Origin of the sequence: Nonomuraea sp. NPDC049607, from assembly GCF_040675375.1 — a bacterium.
Taxonomy (GTDB): Bacteria; Actinomycetota; Actinomycetes; order Streptosporangiales; family Streptosporangiaceae; genus Nonomuraea.
Map to the genome: position 1 here is coordinate 1 of NZ_JBFAOV010000076.1, position 17,281 is coordinate 17,281.

A 17,281-nucleotide genomic window follows, 5' to 3' on the forward strand; every position below is an offset into this window, starting at 1 on the left:
GCCGCCTTCCTGGCCTTCTCCGCCGCCTTCTTCTTGGCCGCGGCCAGTGCCCTGCGTTTGGCCGCCGCCGCGGCCTTCTTCTTGGCCGCCTCCAGCGCCTTCTTCCTGGCCAGTGCAGCCGCCCGCCGCTTGGCCGCCGCGATGGCCGCGCGCCGCGCCGCCGCCCGCGCCGCCGCGAGCGCCGCCCGCCGGGCCGCCGCCTGCGCCAGCTTCCTGGCGATGATCCGCGCCGCGATCCGCGCCGCGATGCCGACCACGATCCAGAACAGCTGGCCGTCGGGGTCGCTCATGCTGACGGGGCTGTTGTTGGCGTAGGCGTAGGCGTTGAGCTGCTGCGGGTCCTCCTCGTCGATGATGGGGTCGACCGACAGGAAGCGGCCGTTCTTCGGGTCGTACTCGCGGGCGCCCAGGTGGACGAGCCCGGTCGGGTCCTTGGTGCCGCCGACGAAGGACCGCTGTCCCGGCCACCATGGCGGTGGCGACCCCCGGTCCTCGCCGAACGGCGTCATCCGCCGTACGGCCAGCTCCCCGGTGCCGCCGTTCACGGCCGCCTGCGCGGTGCCCTGGTGGTCGGCGGCCAGGAAGTAGACCTGGTTGTCGGGCGTGCGGACCGCGATCGGCTCGCCGTTGATCGTGTAGTAGCGGGTCTGCTCGACGGCGTCCTTGGCGAAGTCGAAGCGCAGCTCCATGTCGTCCACGTACAGGGTGGCGTCCGTGGGGGTCTTGCGCAGCAGCCGGGCGCCGTCGGCGTCGTAGACGAACGACGTCGTCTTGCCCGCCTCCGTGACCGACTCCAGGTTGCCTTCGGCGTCCCAGACGAGGGCCTGGTCGGAGGTGCCGACCTTGCGCCGGGTGGTGTTGCCGGTCTCGTCGTAGGTGAACAGGTCGGCCCCGACGCTCTGCAGCGCGTGCGGCTGCTTGCCGCCGGCCGCCGGGTAGACGGAGGTGCGCACGCTCTCGGGCGCGCCGCCCCAGGCCGGCTTGGTCTCCTTGACCCGGTTGCCGGTGGCGTCGTAGGCGTAGCTGACCGCGTACGGGGCCACGCCACCGATCTTGTCCGAGGCCGGCGTGCCGCTCGCGCAGTCGTCCGTGGCCGTCCACGCCGAGCTCATCCGGCGCAGGTGGTCGTAGGTGAAGCACTGCGTGTCGCGGCCGCCCGCCTTCTCGGCGATCTTGGTGATGTTGCCGGCGGCGTCGTAGGAGTAGTTGAGGTCGAGGTCGGTCGCGGCGGCGCCCTCCCGGTCCAGCCTCATCCTGGTCAGCCTGCGGGTGGACTCGTCATGGGTGTAGGTGAGCCAGGTCTTCTTGCCGCCGGAGCCCAGCTCGTACTGGAGGGTCTCGCCGAGCTTGGAGTAACGGGTCGCGGTCACGTACGACGACAGCCCGGTGACCTTGGTCGGCTGGCTGAGCTCGTCGTAGGAGTAGACCACCGACTCGGCCTCCAGCCCGCCCGCGGCCGGGAAGCTGACCGACTGCACCTGGTCGTCGAGGGTGTAGCGGGTGTTGAGCACGTACGACCCGGCGAGCTTGCCCTCCCGCTCGGGGATGGTCACGGTCTCGCGCAGGCTGCGGTAGTCGGAGTCGATGGCGTTGATCTCCGCCTTGTACGCCTGCCCGCCCGCGTACCGGATGGTGGCGTTCATGTGGCCCTTGGCCAGCCCGTCGTACTTCCACTCGGCCAGCAGCGTGCCGGTGGCCGAGCCGTCGCGCAGCTCCTTCTTGCGTCCGAGGTCGTCGTAGACGTACCAGAGGGTCTTGCCGCGGGCGTCGGTCGTGCTGACCAGCTCGTCGGCGTCGTTGTACGTCATCGTGGTGACGCCCTTGTCGGGGTCCTCCGACTTGGTCTCCCGGCCGCGCACGTCGTAGGTGTGCCGCCACACGTTGCCCGCGGGGTCGGTCACCGTGGCCAGGCGCCCGGCCGGATCGTAGGTGTACTTGGTGGACTCGTACGCGCCCGTCGGGGTGGCGCCCTTGTACTGGCGCAGCTCGATGAGCCGGTCGTCGGCGTCGCCGATGCGGGTCGTCGCGGTGCCGCCGGGCGGCGGCGTCACGTTGACGCGGTCGCCCTGCTGGGTGGCCGAGACCCGGTACTTCTCCACGCCCTTGGCCTTGAGGATCTGGGCGTTGACCTCGCCCGCGCCGTCGAAGACCGACACGACCTGGGTGGGCACGTCGGTGTCGGCGACCGCGAGCAGCTCGGTGGCGGGCGTGCCGGTGGCGAAGTAGCCGGTGTTGGACTTGCTCACCTCGCCGAGCGAGTTGTAGTAGGTGTCGGTGATGGTGCGCCCGTCGCGCAGCGCCGGGTCCTGCGTCTGGTCGTCGCGGGGGGCCGGCTCCTGCGTCTGGCGTTCGCGCATCAGGCCGTCGTACAGCTCGTGGCTGGTGGTGTAGCCGCCGTCGGCGCGCAGCGTCTTGGTGGTGACGATGCTGGGGCCGTCGGTGCGCATGGTGTAGGCGTACTCGGTGCTGGGCGACTGGCCGGCGGCCTTGCTGCGGTCCGGTTGCCAGACCTTGACCAGGCGGCCCAGCGCGTCGTGCTCCATGTCGACGCGCCGGCCGTTGGCGTCGATCTCGGCGACGGGCTCGCCCCAGGCGGGCTCGATGAGGGTGCGCTCGACGTGGCCGAGCTGGTTGGTCTCGACGATCTCCGTGGCCGGGGCGCCGGTGGCCGGACTGTAGGTGGTGATGGACTTCGTCCCGGCCGGGTCGCTCTCGCTGGTCTCCCGGCCGTAGACGTCGTAGGTGTGGACGCTGTCGGTGATCGTCGAGCCGTCGGCCGCGCCGAGCTGCTGGACGGTGGTCACGTCGCCCTTGGTGGGCGCCTGGCCGTAGGCCTTGTTGTCGTACTGGACCCGCTCGTCGGAGATGACCTCGCCGGCGGCCAGGGCCGAGACGGCGGTGCCGCAGCCCGCGGCGACCTTCTGGACCCTGCTGGCGTAGTCGAGCATCCAGGCGGTGTCGTTGCGGGCGTAGGTGTAGCGGGTGCACTGGTCGTCGTCGGCGGTGGCCAGGTCGCCCTTCTCCTCCACCTGGGTGAGCAGGCCCTTGGCGTCGTACGAGCGCTCCTCGCCGGTACGCCGCCACGCGCCCGCCGCCAGCGCCGTGCGGGTCACCATCGACTTGGGCTCGACCACGTACGCGGTCTTGGTGACGCCGCCCTGCGTGGACTCGGCGGTCTTGAGCGACCACGGCTCCTCGGCGGTCGCGGTCAGCACCGTGGCGCTGTCGCCGTCGTAGAGGATCTCCTCCCGTTCGAAGCCGGAGAGCTGGTCGAGGTCGTCCAGCTTGCCGCCTTCGGTGTCGACGACCTGCGCGGTGCGCTTGGAGCCGTCGGCCTGCTTGTCGCCGTGCATGCCGCGGAAGTACCTGAACTCGGTGAGCGTGCGCCTGGTGTCCTGGCCGTCGCCCTCGCGGACCCGTACGCGGCCGAACCCGCGCCATTCCGACCAGGTGCGGTGCTCGGGCTTGACGAGGATGTTGTCGGCGTAGTGCCAGGCCCCGCCGTCGAGGTACTCGTAGTCGGTGACCACGTTCGGCGAGCCGGCGACGCGGTCCACCTCGACGGTCTGGGTGACGACGTACTTGTGGAACCAGTCGGTGACCTCGCCCTCGGCGGGCGGCGCCCAGCGCTGCGGGAAGCACAGCCGGTTGTTCTTGTCGGCCGCGGCCGGCACGTCGCCGGGCTTGCAGTCGGCCGCGGCGTAGTTGATCCGCAGCTCGCCGCCGGTCTCGTTGTTCACGGCCTGCACGCGCCACTTGACCAGCGGGGCGCGTCCCTCGTTGGCGTCCACCCGGTTGGGCAGCTGCACACCGCTGAAGGTGATCTTCGGCATGGTGAGGGTGCCGCCCACGTGGCCGCTCTGCTGGACCGCGGCCAGCCACAACGACGGGCTCAGGCCGTCGCCGGTGGCGGGGAACTGGTGGGTCAGCGTCCAGGAGTCCACCGGGCTGTACTGGCCGGAGGCGTTCAGGATCTGCGTGGTGACCTTGGCCAGGCGCTTGCGCGAGAAGAACGTCGGCGACAGCCGGTCGGTGCACTTGACGCCGGAGTCGCAGATCTGGTCGAACGGCACGTCCGGCCAGGACGCCGCGGTCTCCTTCTTGAGCTGGTCGGCGGCGCAGGTGACGGTGCCGGACGGCAGGCAGCGCTCGGCCACGTCGAAGACCACCCGGGAGGCCGGGGCCTTGGTGAACAGCTCGTTGCTCAGGTAGCCGTAGTCGATGCGGGTGAGGTAGGCGCCGCGCACGTACACGGTGCCCTGCTCGGGCTTCATGCTGCGGCCGTAGTAGTTCTTCTCGTTCTCGTACCAGTACGTGGTGGCGTTGCCGTGGGTGTCGACCGCGTAGTCGAGGTTCCACCGGTAGGCCTGCTGGCACCAGGCGTCGGCCGGGGTGCTGGAGTAGCACGGCTCGCCGCTGTTGTTGCCGAACACCGGCACGGTCTGCACCGACTTGGTCTCGGCCTTGCCGGTCGCCCAGCCGGGCAGGCGGTTCAGGCCGAAGGTGTACTGGGTGCCGTCGGCGGTCGTGACCCGCCAGTACTCGCCGTTGTTGTCACCGTTCGTGGCGCCGGTGAGGTACTCGATGCGGGTGCCGTCGTCGCGCTTGGGCCGCCACTGCTTGGTGGTGGCGTCCTTGACCAGCTCGACGGCGGAGTTGCCGAGCGACAGGGTCGCGTTGTCCTGGTCCCAGCACAGGTCGCCGGTCTTCTTGCCGTCGATCATGCAGGCCTTGTAGCGGCGTTCGACGTAGCCGCTGGGGTTCAGGTCGAAGCCCTCCCCCACCCAGGACGGCTGGTTGTTGGTGGAGACGGTGCGGCCGTCCACGCTCTGGGAGGAGTAGTCGAGGGACAGGTCGGGCTCGTCGCCGCCCAGGGCGGGCGGCATGCGCAGGTCGTAGCTCCAGGAGAAGTCGCCGGACTGGTTGCCGACGCTCCAGCTCGCCGAGGGGGCCAGCGAGGTGGCGGCGTGGTCGCCCGACGGGCCGGAGGCGGCGGCGGTCACGGCGTACAGGCCGGTGGTCTCGACCTCGGCGGTCAGTGTGCCGGCCTTGGCGTCGTTGTCGCTCTTGACCGGCTGCGGCGCGGCGCAGGCGGTGGCCTTGGCGTCGAGCGCGCACTCGTCGAGCTTGACCATGCGCAGCCGGGCGCCGTAGTCGCCGCCGAAGGCGTAGCGGAAGCCGGAGTAGTCGACCTCCAGCCGGGTCTTCCCGGACGCCTTGGCCGCCGCGACGCCCTGGCCGGGCGACACGCGCATCGCGACGCCGAGCAGGTCGGTCTTGAGCAGCTCGACCTTGACCGGGGTGGCGTCGGCCGCGGCCACGCCCTTGTCAGCGCTCTTGTCGGCGCTCTTGTCGGCGGGGGCCAGGCGCACCGGGAACCCGGCGGCCAGCGTGCTGACGCCGCCGCCCAGCTCGGCCGTCCGCGGCGCGGGCCAGGCGACCGCGGGCGGGGCCTTCCACGCCTGTTCGGCCGCGGGATCGGCGAGCGGCGGCAGGACGGGCACCTTCCCGCCCTTGACCGGCGTCTCCTTCTGCACCGCGGGCGCCTTGCGGGGCGCGGCCGAGGCGGGCAACGCGTACGCCATGGGCGCCAGGAGCACGACCGAGAGCACGGTCGCCAGCCTGCGCGGCCAGGCGCTCTCGGGCTTGGCGCCCTCGAAGCGGTTCCAGCGGGGGTCGGGGGCGTCGGGTTCCTCGGCGGGTTGCTGAAAACGATTCCAGTTGGGCTCTGGCAGATCTAACTCACTGTCCACGGTTTCTCCCAGGGAGGGGCTACTGGGCGGCTAGCTGGGCTATCTGCTCGGCGCTGAGTACGCCGTCATAGGTGCGGACGTCGTCGACGGTCCCCGGCCAGTAGCCGGTGAAGACGCCCGCGGATTTCGTCCGGCCCAGTTGCAGGGGGCCGGTGGCGGTCCAGGTGCTCACGTGGGGGGTGACGGTGGTGGCCGACAGACGGCCGTTGACGTAGACGCGCAGCTCGCCGGCGAGGGCGTCGTACACGCCGGCGACGTGCGTCCATTCCAGCGGGGCGGGGATGGCGTCGGAGCGAGTGCGGACGAGGGCGGCGGTGTCGGTGTCGGCGGCGGCCATGCCGAGGGTCCACCGCCCCTGTTCCTTGTCGAAGCCGAGCTGGAACCCGGCCGCCCTGGCGCCCGGCTGGGCGACGGCGGCGGTGTCCTTGGCGGGCAGGTAGTCGAGCTGCGTCCAGACGGCGACGGTGTAGCCGGAGCCGGTGGCGACCGCGGGCCCGGCGGCCTGGGCGTAGCCGGTGGCGCCGTCAAGGGCGAGGGCGCCGTCCAGCCAGCCGTCGGTCCAGGTGGCGGCGCCGGCCAGGGTGGCGGGCGTGGCGCGGCCCGAGGAGTCGGCGGCCGACAGCCCGCCCTCATCGTCCAGCTTCCAGTGGCCGACCAGCGTGGCGGCGCTGTTGACCAGGTCGGCGACCTCGTCGGCGAACATGGCGCGGCCGTAGAGCCGCACGTCGTCCACGTCGCCGGGCCAGAAGTCGGCCGCCGCGCCGCCGGTCCTGCCGCGGCCGATGGTCAGCGGGCCGGCGGCGTTCCACGGCGCGGGGACGGCGACCGTGGACTCCGCCCGGCCGTTGACGTAGAGGGAGATCAGGCCGGCCGCCGAGTCGTAGACGCCGGTCAGGTGGGTCCACTCGTTCAGCCGGGGCGCGGCGGCCGACAGCGCGCGCACGGTGGTGGCCGCGTCGGCGTCGGCGCTCGTGACGGCCAGCGCCCAGCGGTTGTCGGTCTTGCTGTACTGCAGGGAGAACGCGCCGGTCCTGCCGCCCTCCTGGGTGACGGCGGTGGCGGAGGCGGCGGTGCCGGTCAGCCGGACCCAGGCGCTGACGGCGAAGTTGCGGCCGGTGTCGGCGACCGGGCCGCCGGTCTGGGCGTAGGCGTTGGCCAGCCGCAGTGCGCCGCCGGTGCGGCCCGAGGTCCAGGTGGCGCCGTACAGGGTGGCGGGGTGGGTGCCGGCGGCGTCGGCGGCGGTGGCGCCCTGGCCCTCGTTCAGCGGCCAGTGACCGGCCGGTCCCCGTCCGGCGTTGACGTTGAAGACGTAGGTGCGGATCGGGCCGAGTTGTCCGGCGCGGTCCTTGCTGCGCACCGACAGGACGTTCGGGCCGTCGTGGCGCGGGGTGAGCGTGATCGCGGCCGTGCCGTCCTGGGCGGGCGGGACCTCGGTCTTGGGGGTGGTGTCCAGGCCGTAGACGTAGGCGGCGACGTCGGTGACGCCGTTGGGGGCGAAGGTGAACCCGCCGGCCAGGCCGACTCCGTCGCTCCAGGCGTTCTCGGTGAACCGTTCGGAGGACACCTCGGGCTCCCGGCCGGGGGCGGTGGCGTCCACGGTCGCCTCGCACCAGGGGCTCCACGCGCTGTTGGCCTTGCCGTCCTCGGCGCGGACCCGCCAGCGGAGCAGCGCGCCGTCGGCGTACAGGCTCTGCGGGACGAGGGCGGAGAAGGCCGTGCCGGTCGAGCCCACGGGGGTCAGGTACTCCCCGGCCTTGGTCCCGTCGGCCCGGTACCACTCGAAGCGACCCCTGACGGAGTTGTCGACGTCCTTGAGCCGGGCCCAGAGCTTGGGCGTGGGGGTGCTGATGACCGGCCGGCCGTCGCCGGAGACGCACGGGCCACCCGGGTCGGACCAGGCGTCGGCCGCCACCGGGTCGGCGGGCAGCGAGTTGTACTCGATGACCAGGCTCGGGTTGTTGCGGAACTTCTTCCAGGCGTACTGGTCGGTCTCGCTGGTGGCGCGGAGGCCGACGGTGATGTTGGCCCACTTGTTGGCGGCGGCGTCCGCGACCTGCGAGGTGACGTCGAACTCGACGCCGCCGGGCAGGCAGGACGCGCCCCAGCCCTTGGCCACGTTCACGGTGGAGAGCTTCTTGACCCACTTGGGCTGGTTGCTCCAGGTGGTGCTCTTGCTGATCGTGTTGGTGGACCACGCCTCGACCTGGCGGGCGCTGCACGAGTAGGACCACGTCTCGTACGTGCGCAGCGTGCCCTTGATGATCTGCTTGCCGTGGATCGTGGAGCCGGTGTTCATCTGGAAGAACGAGCGGTTGGTCTGCGAGTTGACGTGCCCGACGCGGGCGACGTCGCTGGAGTTGAGGTAGTTGGAGCTGGGCCAGTTGCTCCACACGGCGGTCCAGGCGCCCCGGGCGGCCGAGAAGTACGGGTCCAGGAACACCGGGTACCGCGTCTTCGGGTCGTTCATCATCGCCCGGTCCGGCCGCAGCCGCAGCTTCCTGCCTTCGAGCGAGACGCCCATCGTGGCCTGGCGGGCCTCGGGCGCGCGGCCCTCCTTGACCGCGGCCTGGGTGGTGGCGCCCGTCGAGTCCCACATCGTGGGGGTGGGCGCGATGAAGATCGTGCCGCCGGTGCGGTCGGTCGCCTCCAGGTTGCCCGCCTTGTCGGAGCTGAGCGACAGGCCGCTGACCGACAGCGGGAAGTCCAGGTCGGGCAGCGCGCTCGCGGCGGCCCGCGTCTTGACCACCAGGACGTGGGAGAACCCGTCCACGTCGGCGGTGACCCGCAGGTCCACGCCCGGCAGCACCTCGGGGTAGGTGGCGGTGTCGCCGTCGAGGGTGGGCGTGGGCAGCGTGCCCGGCCAGGCCAGTTCCAGGGCCTTGCCGCCGCGCGACAGGCGGGCGAGCGGCCCGCCGCCTCCGCCGGAGAAGGTCAGCCCGGCCGCCGTCGCGACCGGCTCCACCGCGCCGTCGGGGCGGAGGCGCAGGGTGGTGTCGACGGGCACCCAGCCGGTGGCCTGGCGGACGCGGACGGGGCGGGCGTTCAGTTCGAGGGCGAAGGTGCCGTCCGGGCGGGCGAAGACCTGGCGGGTCTCGCTGCGCATCGACTCGATCTCGACCGGTTTCCCGGTACGCCTGGCCAGCGTGGTGGCGGCCGTCTCCGACATGGGGGGCGCGCTCGCCGCCGGAGGCGCGCCTGCCTCCGGCGGCTCCGCGCCGGCGGGCGGCACCGCCGGGATCGTGAATGCCAAGACGGCCGCGACCAGCCCACGCACAACCCGCATCGGTCCTCGCATGTCGACCAGAGGTCCGCGCGGGACCAGGCGATCTTCGATTGACGAACGGATTGTCACCCGCGTAATCCCGTACGTCTAGATCTTCTGGCGAATTTCGCCACAAGTTGGGACATGTATGGAAGGAACCGCCGTAAGTCGCCGTCGGAACCCGTCGCGCGGCGCCCGGAGCGTCGGCGCGTCAGGCCGCAGGGTCCAGAAGCGGGTCCGCCCAGGAGTGGAAGCGCTATTGTCCTCTCTCATGTCGGGCAGTAGCAGTTCGGCCGAGCTGACGGCCAGGATGCGTACGATGATCGACCGGCTGTCGCCCGGCGACCGCCTGCCGGGCAGCCGGGAGCTGATCCGGCGCTTCAAGGTCGGCCCCGCCACCGTGGCGCGGGCGATCGCCGCGCTCGCCGCCGAGGGCCTGGTGGTCACCCGTCCCGGCAGCGGCACGTACGTCGCGGCCCGGACGCGGCGGCGCGATGACGTCGCCGGCACCGCGTGGCAGAGCGTCACCCTCGCCGACCGGACCGTGGACACCCGCGACCTGGCCGGGGTGGCCCCCGAGGGCACGATCCGGTTGGACGGCGGCCCCCCGCACCCGTCGCTCCGGCCCACCCGCGTCCTGACCGCGGCGCTGGCCCGCGCGGCCCGCCGCCCCGGCGCCTGGGACCGCGCCCCGGCCGACGGCCTGGCCGCCCTGCGCGGCGTGTTCGCCAGGATGGCGGGCGGCGGCGTGGGCGCCGGCGACATCCTGGTCACCGACGGCGGGCGCAGCGCCCTGTCCATGGTGTTCCGGGCGATCGCCGGGCCGGGCGACCCCGTCCTGATGGAGTCGCCCACCAGCGCGGGGGCGATCGCCGCCGCCAGGGCGGCGGGCCTGCGCCCGGTGCCGGTGCCGACGGACGCCGACGGCCTCGACCCCGGCCTGCTGGCCGACGCCTTCGCCATGACCCGCGCCCGCCTGCTCCACTGCCGGCCGACCTACCACGACCCCACCGGGGCGGTGCTGGCCCCGGGGCGTCGGCGGCAGGTGCTCGACACGGCCCGCGCGGCGGGCGCGTTCGTGATCGAGGACGACCTCGCCCGGCTCCTCGGCCACGGCGCTCCGGTGCCGCCGCCGCTGCTGGCCGACGACCGCGACGGCACCGTCGTGCACCTGTCCTCCCTCACCGCGCCGGCCGCGCCGAGCCTGCGCGTCGGCGCCCTGGCCGCCCGGGGCCCGGTGCTGGCACGCCTGCGCGCCGCCCGGCTGGTCGACGACTTCCTCGTGGCCCGCCCGTTGCAGGAGGCGGCGCTCGACCTGCTCGACTCGCCCGCGTGGGAGCGGCACGTCCGGTCGCTGGGGGCGGCGTTGCGGGAGCGGTGCACGACGCTGGCCGCCGCCGTCGTGGACGAGCTTCCCGGCTGGACCCTCGACCGCGTCCCCGCAGGTGGGCTGCATCTTTGGGCCCGGCTGCCCGGCGGCGCCGACGACGCCGTGGTGGCCGGCGCCGCCCGCCATGCCGGCGTCGCCGTCGGCGCCGGGAGCCGCCACTTCCCCACCGAGGTCCCGGCGGCCTTCCTGCGCCTCGGCTTCGCGGCCGCCGCCGATCACGCGGAGCTGGCCGAGGCCGTGCGGCGGCTCGCCGAGGTGGACCGCGCGCTCAGGCTGTCCCGGTAGCGCTTCTGGTCTAGCCCCGGGCCCAGGCGGTGGCCGACCAGGTCAGCGCGTGCGTGGCGACGGACTTGCGGAGCAGCTTGAGATGGACGACCTGGTGGTCGTCGGTGACGACGCACAGGCCCATCCCCACCCGCATGTGGGCGAAGGTCAGCGAGGATCCCAGCGGGTTCAGGTTCACGGCGTCCACGCAGGCGGCCGGGTCCGGAGTGCCGTCGAAGAGGGCCTCCTGGCCGGTGACGTCCCAGACGGTGAGCTTGGGGACCTCGTCGGTGTAGCAGTCGTAGACGAGGTTGCCGTTGCTGTCGACGTCCACCTCGGGGCCGGTGGGGGTCAGGTCGATGCCGTCCTGGAAGTGGGAGCCTTCGGTGCAGGGCGGGCCGCCGGGGAGGGTGAAACGCACGTTCTCGTACTCCTTCTCGTACTCCGGCAGGGTCGGGGACGGCACGGGGGCGGCGGCCCTCACGGGCGCGGTGGCCGGGATCGTGACGGTCACGGCGGGCGGCGGCGGGGTCGTCGTCACGGGGGTGGGGACGGGGCCGGCAAGCCTGGAGAGCACCAGGGCCGACGTGGTCACGGCGACGGCGGCGGCGCCCGTCCAGAGCGCCAGGGCCGCCCTCGTCCTCCGGGGCCGGACGGGACGCGTCGGCGAGACCCGCACCGGAGCCACCGGCCCCGGCGGCGGCGCGTACGCGTGCAACGTGGACGCCACCGCCGGAGGCAGCCAGGGACCGGCCGCCCCGCCACCCCTCGCCCCCGCGAGCGCGGCGATCTCCGCCGGGGCGGGCCGGTCGGCCGGGTCGCGGCTGAGGCAGCGGGCCAGCGGGCCGTGCAGGGCGGGCGGGCATCCGCCCAGGTCGGGGTCCTCGTTGGTGATGCGGTAGAAGAGCACGTCGGCCGGGCCCTCGCCGAACGCGGGGCGTCCCGTGGCGGCGAAGACGGCGAGCTGGCCCAGCGCGAACACGTCCGTGGCCGAAGTCACCGGCCGACCCCTGACCTGTTCGGGGGTCATGAAGGCCGGGGTTCCGACGCGCATGCCCGTGTGGGTGAGGCAGGTGGCGTCCACGGCGCGGGCGATGCCGAAGTCGATCACCTTGGGCCGGTCCTCGGCCAGCAGCACGTTCGAGGGCTTGAGGTCCCGGTGGACCAGCCCGGCCGCGTGGATGCCGGCCAGCGCCTCGGCGACACCGGCGATCAGCCGCCAGACGGTCGGCAGCGGCAGCGGCCCGTGCTCGGCCACGGCCTGGTGCAGGGACGGGCCGCAGATGTAGGCCGTGGCCAGCCAGGGGACGGCGGCGTCGGGATCGGCGTCCACCACGGGGACGGTGAAGGCGCCCTGCACCCGCTGCGCCGCCTGGACCTCCTGGCGGAACCGGCGGCGGAACTCCGGGTCGGCGGCGTACTCGGACTTGACGATCTTCAAGGCCAGCAGGCGGCCGCCCGGCGAGACGGACAGGTAGACCTTGCCCATTCCGCCCTCCCCCAGCCGGGCGCGGAGCGGGTACCCGGCCACCGACGCCGGGTCGTCCGGGGAGAGGGGAGGGAACTTCGTGGCCATCGGGACTCCGGGGTCGGTACGGGGTTCGTCCGCGTGGACCCGGGGGCGGCCTTTCGAGCCCGCCCCGGCATGTCGCGTGGGGTCATTGTCGGCCCGGTGGGGGGTGCGGCGCCTGTCCCGTATTCGTCCCACATCGTTTGTGGTGCGGGTGCTCGCAGCGGTCAGCGGACGGTGATGGCCTCCTCCACGAGTGCCACGGCGGCGCGCGGGTCGGCGACCTCGATGACGAGCCGGGCGTAACGTTCGTCGGCCAGCTCGATGACCACCGCCTTGGCGGCGTCGTGCACGTCCCAGAAGACCTTCTCGCCGTTGAGGTGGAAGGTGCCGGCCGTGATGACGCCGGGCAGGTGGGCGCCGGGCGCGCGCACCCCCTTGGGGTCGGCGGCGATCCCCGGGTCGGCGGTGGCGCCGCGGACGTTGGCCAGCGGGATGACCAGCCGGCTCTTCAGCGCCCACAGCTTGTCCAGGCCCTCGATCTCCACGACCAGTGCCTGCTCTTCGATGCTGATCCTCGCCATGTCGTGCTCCTCAGGTGTGGTGGTCGAGCCGGCGGGCCAAGGCGGCGCCGGCCTGGTCGATGTCGGTGCCCGCGGTCCCCGCCCTGGCCCGCATGCGCAGGCCGAGGACGGCCGCGGTGAGTGCGAAGGCCAGGTCGTCCGCCTCGCCCGGGGCGGGGTTCCGTGGGCCGGCCGCCGTCCTGGCCGCCTGGTCGAACGCGGCCAGCACGGCGGCGAGCTGGTCGGCGACCTCGCGGTCCACCGGCGCGCGTTCGACCGCGGCCAGCAGCAGCAGGTTGAGGCCGACCTCGGCGGCGGGCTCGCCGGTGGCGACGCGCAGCGCCTCCGCCAGGTCACCGGCGCCGGAGACGCGGTCGATCAGGGGGATGACGTCGTGCTCCAGGGACCAGCGCAGCGCGGCCTGGTAGAGACCGCGTTTGCTGCCGAACGTCTTGTACAGGCTGTTGCGGTGGACGCCGAGGTGGGTCACCAGCTCGTCCATGGAGATGCCGTCGTAGGACCGGGTCGAGAACAGCTCTGCCGCCGCCCGCACCACGGTGGCCTCGTCGAAGCCTCTTGGTCGTCCCATGGCTCGACCGTAGAGCATTGAGGAACGTTCAGTCAAGAACGACCGTTCCTAAACTCCTACGGCTCAACGGAACTGGGAGGATCGGGTCATGTCAGAACTGCACCGGCGAGCAGCGGCCCTCCTGTCCGAGGCCGGTTACGGCGACGAAGAACCGATCGTGGCCGGGATCCACCGGCGGGGGGCGCCGCCCGTCCTCGTGGCGCGGGGGGCGGCCTCGGGGGGTGAGCCGATGAGCGCCACGACCGTGGTCTACGCGGCGTCGCTGTCGAAGCAGATGACCGCGGCGTGCGCGGCGCTGCTGGTCCAGGATGGGGCGCTGGACATGGAGTCGTCCCTGTCGCGTTGGTTGCCCGGATCACCGGGGTGGGCGGACGACGTGCGGATCCGGCATCTCGTCCACCACACGGCGGGCCTTCCCCTGGACGCCGAGATCGACGGCCGCCTGGACGCCGCCGACCGGACCACGGCGGGCGTCGTCCGGGCCCTCACCCGGTTCCCCGCCCTGGAGCGCCGGCCGGGCACCGGGCACGTCTACTCCAACGCCGGGTACGTCTGCCTGGCGGCGGTGGTGGAACGGGCGTCCGGCCTGCCGCTGCCCGGCTTCGCCCGCGACCGGCTCTTCACTCCCCTGGGGATGGCCGCCACCCGTTACTGGCCAGGCCCAGGCCCGACGCCGGAGGGCGCCGCGCCGCTCGTCCGCCCCCGTCCCGCGCCGCTGTCCCTCGGGGACGGAGGCGTATGGACGACCCTCGACGACCTGCTCCGCTGGAGCCAGGCCCTCAACGCGGACGAACTCGGCATCTCCCCCCTCATGCAGACCCCGGGACGGCTCGACGACGGAACACCGATCGATTACGCCTGGGGAATGGGCGTACGCTCGCATGCCGGACATATCGTCTATCGCCACGGAGGCGGCTGGACGGGACTGCGCGCCATGCAGGCCCGGATCCCCGGCCTGGACGTGAGCGTCGCGTTCATCGCCATCCGCGACGACACGGACCGCCGGGTGCCGCTTCTCGACGCACTCCTGGACGCGGCGATCCGCACGTCCTGAACCGCCGCACCCACACGACCGGAGGCCGGGCGCGTCACCCCGCCGCGCCCGGATCGGACGGCGCGGTCTTCCGGACGCGGGACGTCTCGGCGGAGAGCGGCGCGCCGTCCTGGCCGAGCGGGTGCAGCCGGGGCAGCTCCCGCCCCTGGCCGTCGAGCAGGACGGAGTGCGGCTCGTCCGGGGCGAAGGCGTGGCGCTCCCCCCATTGCCGCAGGGCGACGACGGCCGTGAAGAGGTCCTGCCCGGCTTCGGTGAGCCGGTAGGTGTGCCGCCGGCCGTCGGCGGCGGCGCGCCGGTCGAGGATGCCGTGCTCGACCAGCCTGCGGAGCCGGTCGGTGAGGATGTTGCGGGCGATGCCCAGCCGCTGGTGGAACTCGGTGAAGGTGGTCGCGCCGTCCATCGCGTCGCGGACGATCAGCAGGCTCCACCGGTCGCCCACCAGGTCGACGGCCCGTGCGACCGGGCACGCCGGGTCGGTCCAGGCGCTTCCCGCAGCGAGTGTGACGTCCACCGGGCTCCTCCCAGGTCAGTTGCAATCTGAAACCATTATGCCCTAACCTCCGATCAGTTGCATATTGAAACTTATCGGAGAGTGACATGTCCTCAGGAATGACCGGAAGACAACGGATCGTGCTCGCGCTGGTGTGCGCGGTGGCCGTGTCGCCCGTGTACGGCATCCAGCCGGTCCTCCAGGCCGCGGGCCGGGACCTCGGGCTGGCGGACGGATCGCTGGGCTGGCTGGTCGCCGCCGGCCAGATCGGTTACCTGGCCGGGCTGGTGCTGCTGGTCCCGCTCGGCGACCTGTTCGACCGGCGCAAGCTCATCACGGTGCACCTGCTGCTGACGGCCGCGGGCGCCGGGGTGGCCGCCGTCGCGCCCGGCGCGGGGTTCGCGATCGCGGGCCTGGCCCTGGCGGGGCTGTTCGCGGTGGTCGTCCAGATCGCGGTGGCCTACGTCGCCGCCGTCTCACCGCCCGGCGAACGCGGCCGCAACATCGGCACGGTCACCTCGGGGGTGGTCGCCGGGATCCTCCTGGTCCGGGTGGTGGCGGGCCTGCTGGGCGAGCTGGCCGACTGGCGCGCGGTCTACCTCGTCATCGCCGTGCTGTGCGTGCTGCTCGCGCTGGCCGTCCGCGTCACCCTCGACGCCGACGTCCCGCGTTCCCGGGACTCCTACGGCCGGCTGCTGGCGTCGCTGGGCCGGCTGGTCACGAGCGACCGGCTGCTGCTCAGCCGGGGGCTGGTCGCGTTCTTCCTGTTCGCCTCCTTCGGCACGTTGTGGAGCGGGCTGGCGCTGCCCCTCGGCGCCGCGCCGTGGCACCTGGGCACCACCGAGATCGGACTGTTCGGGCTCGCCGGTCTCACCGGGGCGCTGGGCGCGGCCCGGGCCGGCCGATGGGCCGACCGGGGCCTGGCGTTCTCGGTCACCGTCTGGTCGCTGCTGCTGCTCGCGGCCTCGTGGCTGCTGATCGCCCAGGTGGGGTCGTCGTTGTGGCTGCTGATCGTCGGCGTCGTCGTGCTGGACTTCGCCGTGCAGGCCGTGCACGTCAGCAGCCAGCATCTGCTCACCACGGCGCGGCCCGACCGGAGCAGCGGAGTCATCGGCGCGTACATGGCCTGCTACTCCCTCGGCTCCGCGCTCGGCGCGATCACCACCACCTGGGCCTACAGCGTCGCGGGCTGGTGGGGCGCCTGCCTGCTCGGCGCGGTCTACGCCCTGCTCGGGCTCGTCGTCGCCGTCTCGACCCGGCGTCTCACCGTCCCGCGGGCGAGCACGTCCGTCCCGGCCTGAACGGGCTCAGGCGAGGTCGAGGATCGGCACGAGCTGCTCCTCCTCGTACGTCAGGTGCGCTTCGAGCTCGTCGGTCAGCCGCTCGATCTCCGCGCGCACCTTCACCGGGTCCTCCCCCGACAGGGCCTCCTTCAGCTCCGCCACGAGCACGGCGATGCGCTCGTGCTCCCCGGCCAGCCGCTCGATGACCGGGGCGAGCTCGGGATGCCGCTCGGCCAGCGCCGGGAACATCATCGTGTCCTCGCCGGTGTGATGGTTGTGCAGCCCCTGGCACATGGTCAGGCAGTTGATCCGCAGCTGCACGCCCAGGCCGGGGCGGCCGCCGGCGGTCAGCTCCTTGCGGATCAGCGCCAGCTCGCGCCGGAAGCCGTCGTGCACCAGCTTGAGGTACGCCCCGCCGGAGGGCGCGCTCGACCGGGGCGGGCCCGGCACGATGTTCAGCGCGACGACCGGGATGACGCGGGCCGTCTTGGCCTGGTAGTCCGCCCAGCCGGGATCGCCGTCCACGGCACGGGCGAAGGCGGCGTCCCGCTCGGCCCCCTCCAGGATCTCCGCCTCGACGTCGAAGACGAAGACGCCGCTCTCGACGGTCGCGCGGGGCTCGGCCCGCAGGTTGTGGTACCAGGCGGGGTTCTTCGGCGCTCCCCCGGCGGAGGCGATGACCAGCATGCGCTCGCCGCCGTCCGGCAGGTAGCCGAGCGGGGTCGTGTGCGGCTTTCCCGAACGCGCGCCGGTCGTGGTGAGCAGGAGCAGTCTCGCTCCTTCGAAATAGCCCCCGACCTGGCCGTTGTTGGCGCGGAACTCGTCGATGACCTGCTTGTTGAAATCCACTCTTCTCCATGGGTGATGGTCTCTGCTCTGACGTGCTGAGAGGGAGAAGAGGAAGCGGCGGGCCGCGCGCCCGCCGGGCGGTCACGCCAGGGCCGGGCTGCTCTCTGGTTCGTGGCCCAAGGCCGACCCGGCAGTCACGGGGGCGACGCTACTTCATCACAACAATCTTCGCAAAGCGGCCGTATGACGCGGCCGGCGCGGCGAGGTCCGGCGTCGGCGCGCCGACCAGGAAGACGACCAGGAGCGACTGGTAGCCGGTCAGCGCCAGGTTGGC

General features: G+C 73.0%; 10 protein-coding genes. 3 read left to right on the forward strand and 7 right to left on the reverse strand.

Translation table 11 applies throughout. From position 1 onward, the window contains the following. Positions 1 to 5,753, reverse strand: a 5,753-nt coding sequence (locus AB0J97_RS50760) for an RHS repeat-associated core domain-containing protein (RefSeq protein WP_364104417.1), incomplete at its 3' end; no start/stop codon positions are given. 19 nt (positions 5,754 to 5,772) lie between these two features. Next, positions 5,773 to 9,036, reverse strand: coding sequence for a LamG-like jellyroll fold domain-containing protein (locus AB0J97_RS50765; RefSeq protein WP_364104420.1), 3,264 nt, complete (start codon positions 9,034 to 9,036; stop codon positions 5,773 to 5,775). A gap of 250 nt (positions 9,037 to 9,286) precedes the next feature. Between AB0J97_RS50765 and AB0J97_RS50770 the strand changes: the two genes are divergently transcribed. Then, positions 9,287 to 10,690, forward strand: a complete 1,404-nt coding sequence (locus AB0J97_RS50770; protein WP_364104423.1) for a PLP-dependent aminotransferase family protein — start codon at positions 9,287 to 9,289, stop codon at positions 10,688 to 10,690. A 10-nt stretch (positions 10,691 to 10,700) separates the two neighbouring features. Here the strand turns inward: AB0J97_RS50770 and AB0J97_RS50775 are convergent, their stop codons facing one another. From AB0J97_RS50775 to AB0J97_RS50785, 3 genes are all read right to left on the reverse strand, one after another. Continuing rightward, positions 10,701 to 12,245, reverse strand: a complete 1,545-nt coding sequence (locus AB0J97_RS50775) for a serine/threonine-protein kinase (RefSeq protein ID WP_364104426.1) — start codon at positions 12,243 to 12,245, stop codon at positions 10,701 to 10,703. 161 nt (positions 12,246 to 12,406) lie between these two features. After that, positions 12,407 to 12,763, reverse strand: coding sequence for a hypothetical protein (locus tag AB0J97_RS50780; protein WP_357708505.1), 357 nt, complete (start codon positions 12,761 to 12,763; stop codon positions 12,407 to 12,409). 10 nt (positions 12,764 to 12,773) lie between these two features. Then, positions 12,774 to 13,331: a TetR/AcrR family transcriptional regulator gene (locus tag AB0J97_RS50785; protein ID WP_364104430.1), complete on the reverse strand. Its 558-nt coding sequence runs from the start codon at positions 13,329 to 13,331 to the stop codon at positions 12,774 to 12,776. Between the two features lie 88 nt (positions 13,332 to 13,419). Here AB0J97_RS50785 and AB0J97_RS50790 point away from each other — a divergent pair, with 88 nt between their 5' ends. Then, complete coding sequence (locus AB0J97_RS50790) at positions 13,420 to 14,385, forward strand: serine hydrolase domain-containing protein (RefSeq protein WP_364104433.1); 966 nt, start codon at positions 13,420 to 13,422, stop codon at positions 14,383 to 14,385. 34 nt (positions 14,386 to 14,419) lie between these two features. Here AB0J97_RS50790 and AB0J97_RS50795 read toward each other — a convergent pair whose 3' ends face one another. Beyond that, a complete protein-coding gene (locus tag AB0J97_RS50795; protein WP_357710811.1) occupies positions 14,420 to 14,896 on the reverse strand; it encodes a helix-turn-helix domain-containing protein in 477 nt (158 codons plus the stop codon). 98 nt (positions 14,897 to 14,994) lie between these two features. Between AB0J97_RS50795 and AB0J97_RS50800 the strand changes: the two genes are divergently transcribed. Then, positions 14,995 to 16,176, forward strand: a complete 1,182-nt coding sequence (locus tag AB0J97_RS50800) for an MFS transporter (RefSeq protein WP_364104437.1) — start codon at positions 14,995 to 14,997, stop codon at positions 16,174 to 16,176. A 6-nt stretch (positions 16,177 to 16,182) separates the two neighbouring features. Here AB0J97_RS50800 and AB0J97_RS50805 read toward each other — a convergent pair whose 3' ends face one another. Further along, positions 16,183 to 17,007 (reverse strand): nitroreductase/quinone reductase family protein, encoded by an 825-nt coding sequence (locus tag AB0J97_RS50805; protein ID WP_364104440.1) that lies wholly within the window; start codon positions 17,005 to 17,007, stop codon positions 16,183 to 16,185. Positions 17,008 to 17,281 lie beyond the last annotated feature (274 nt).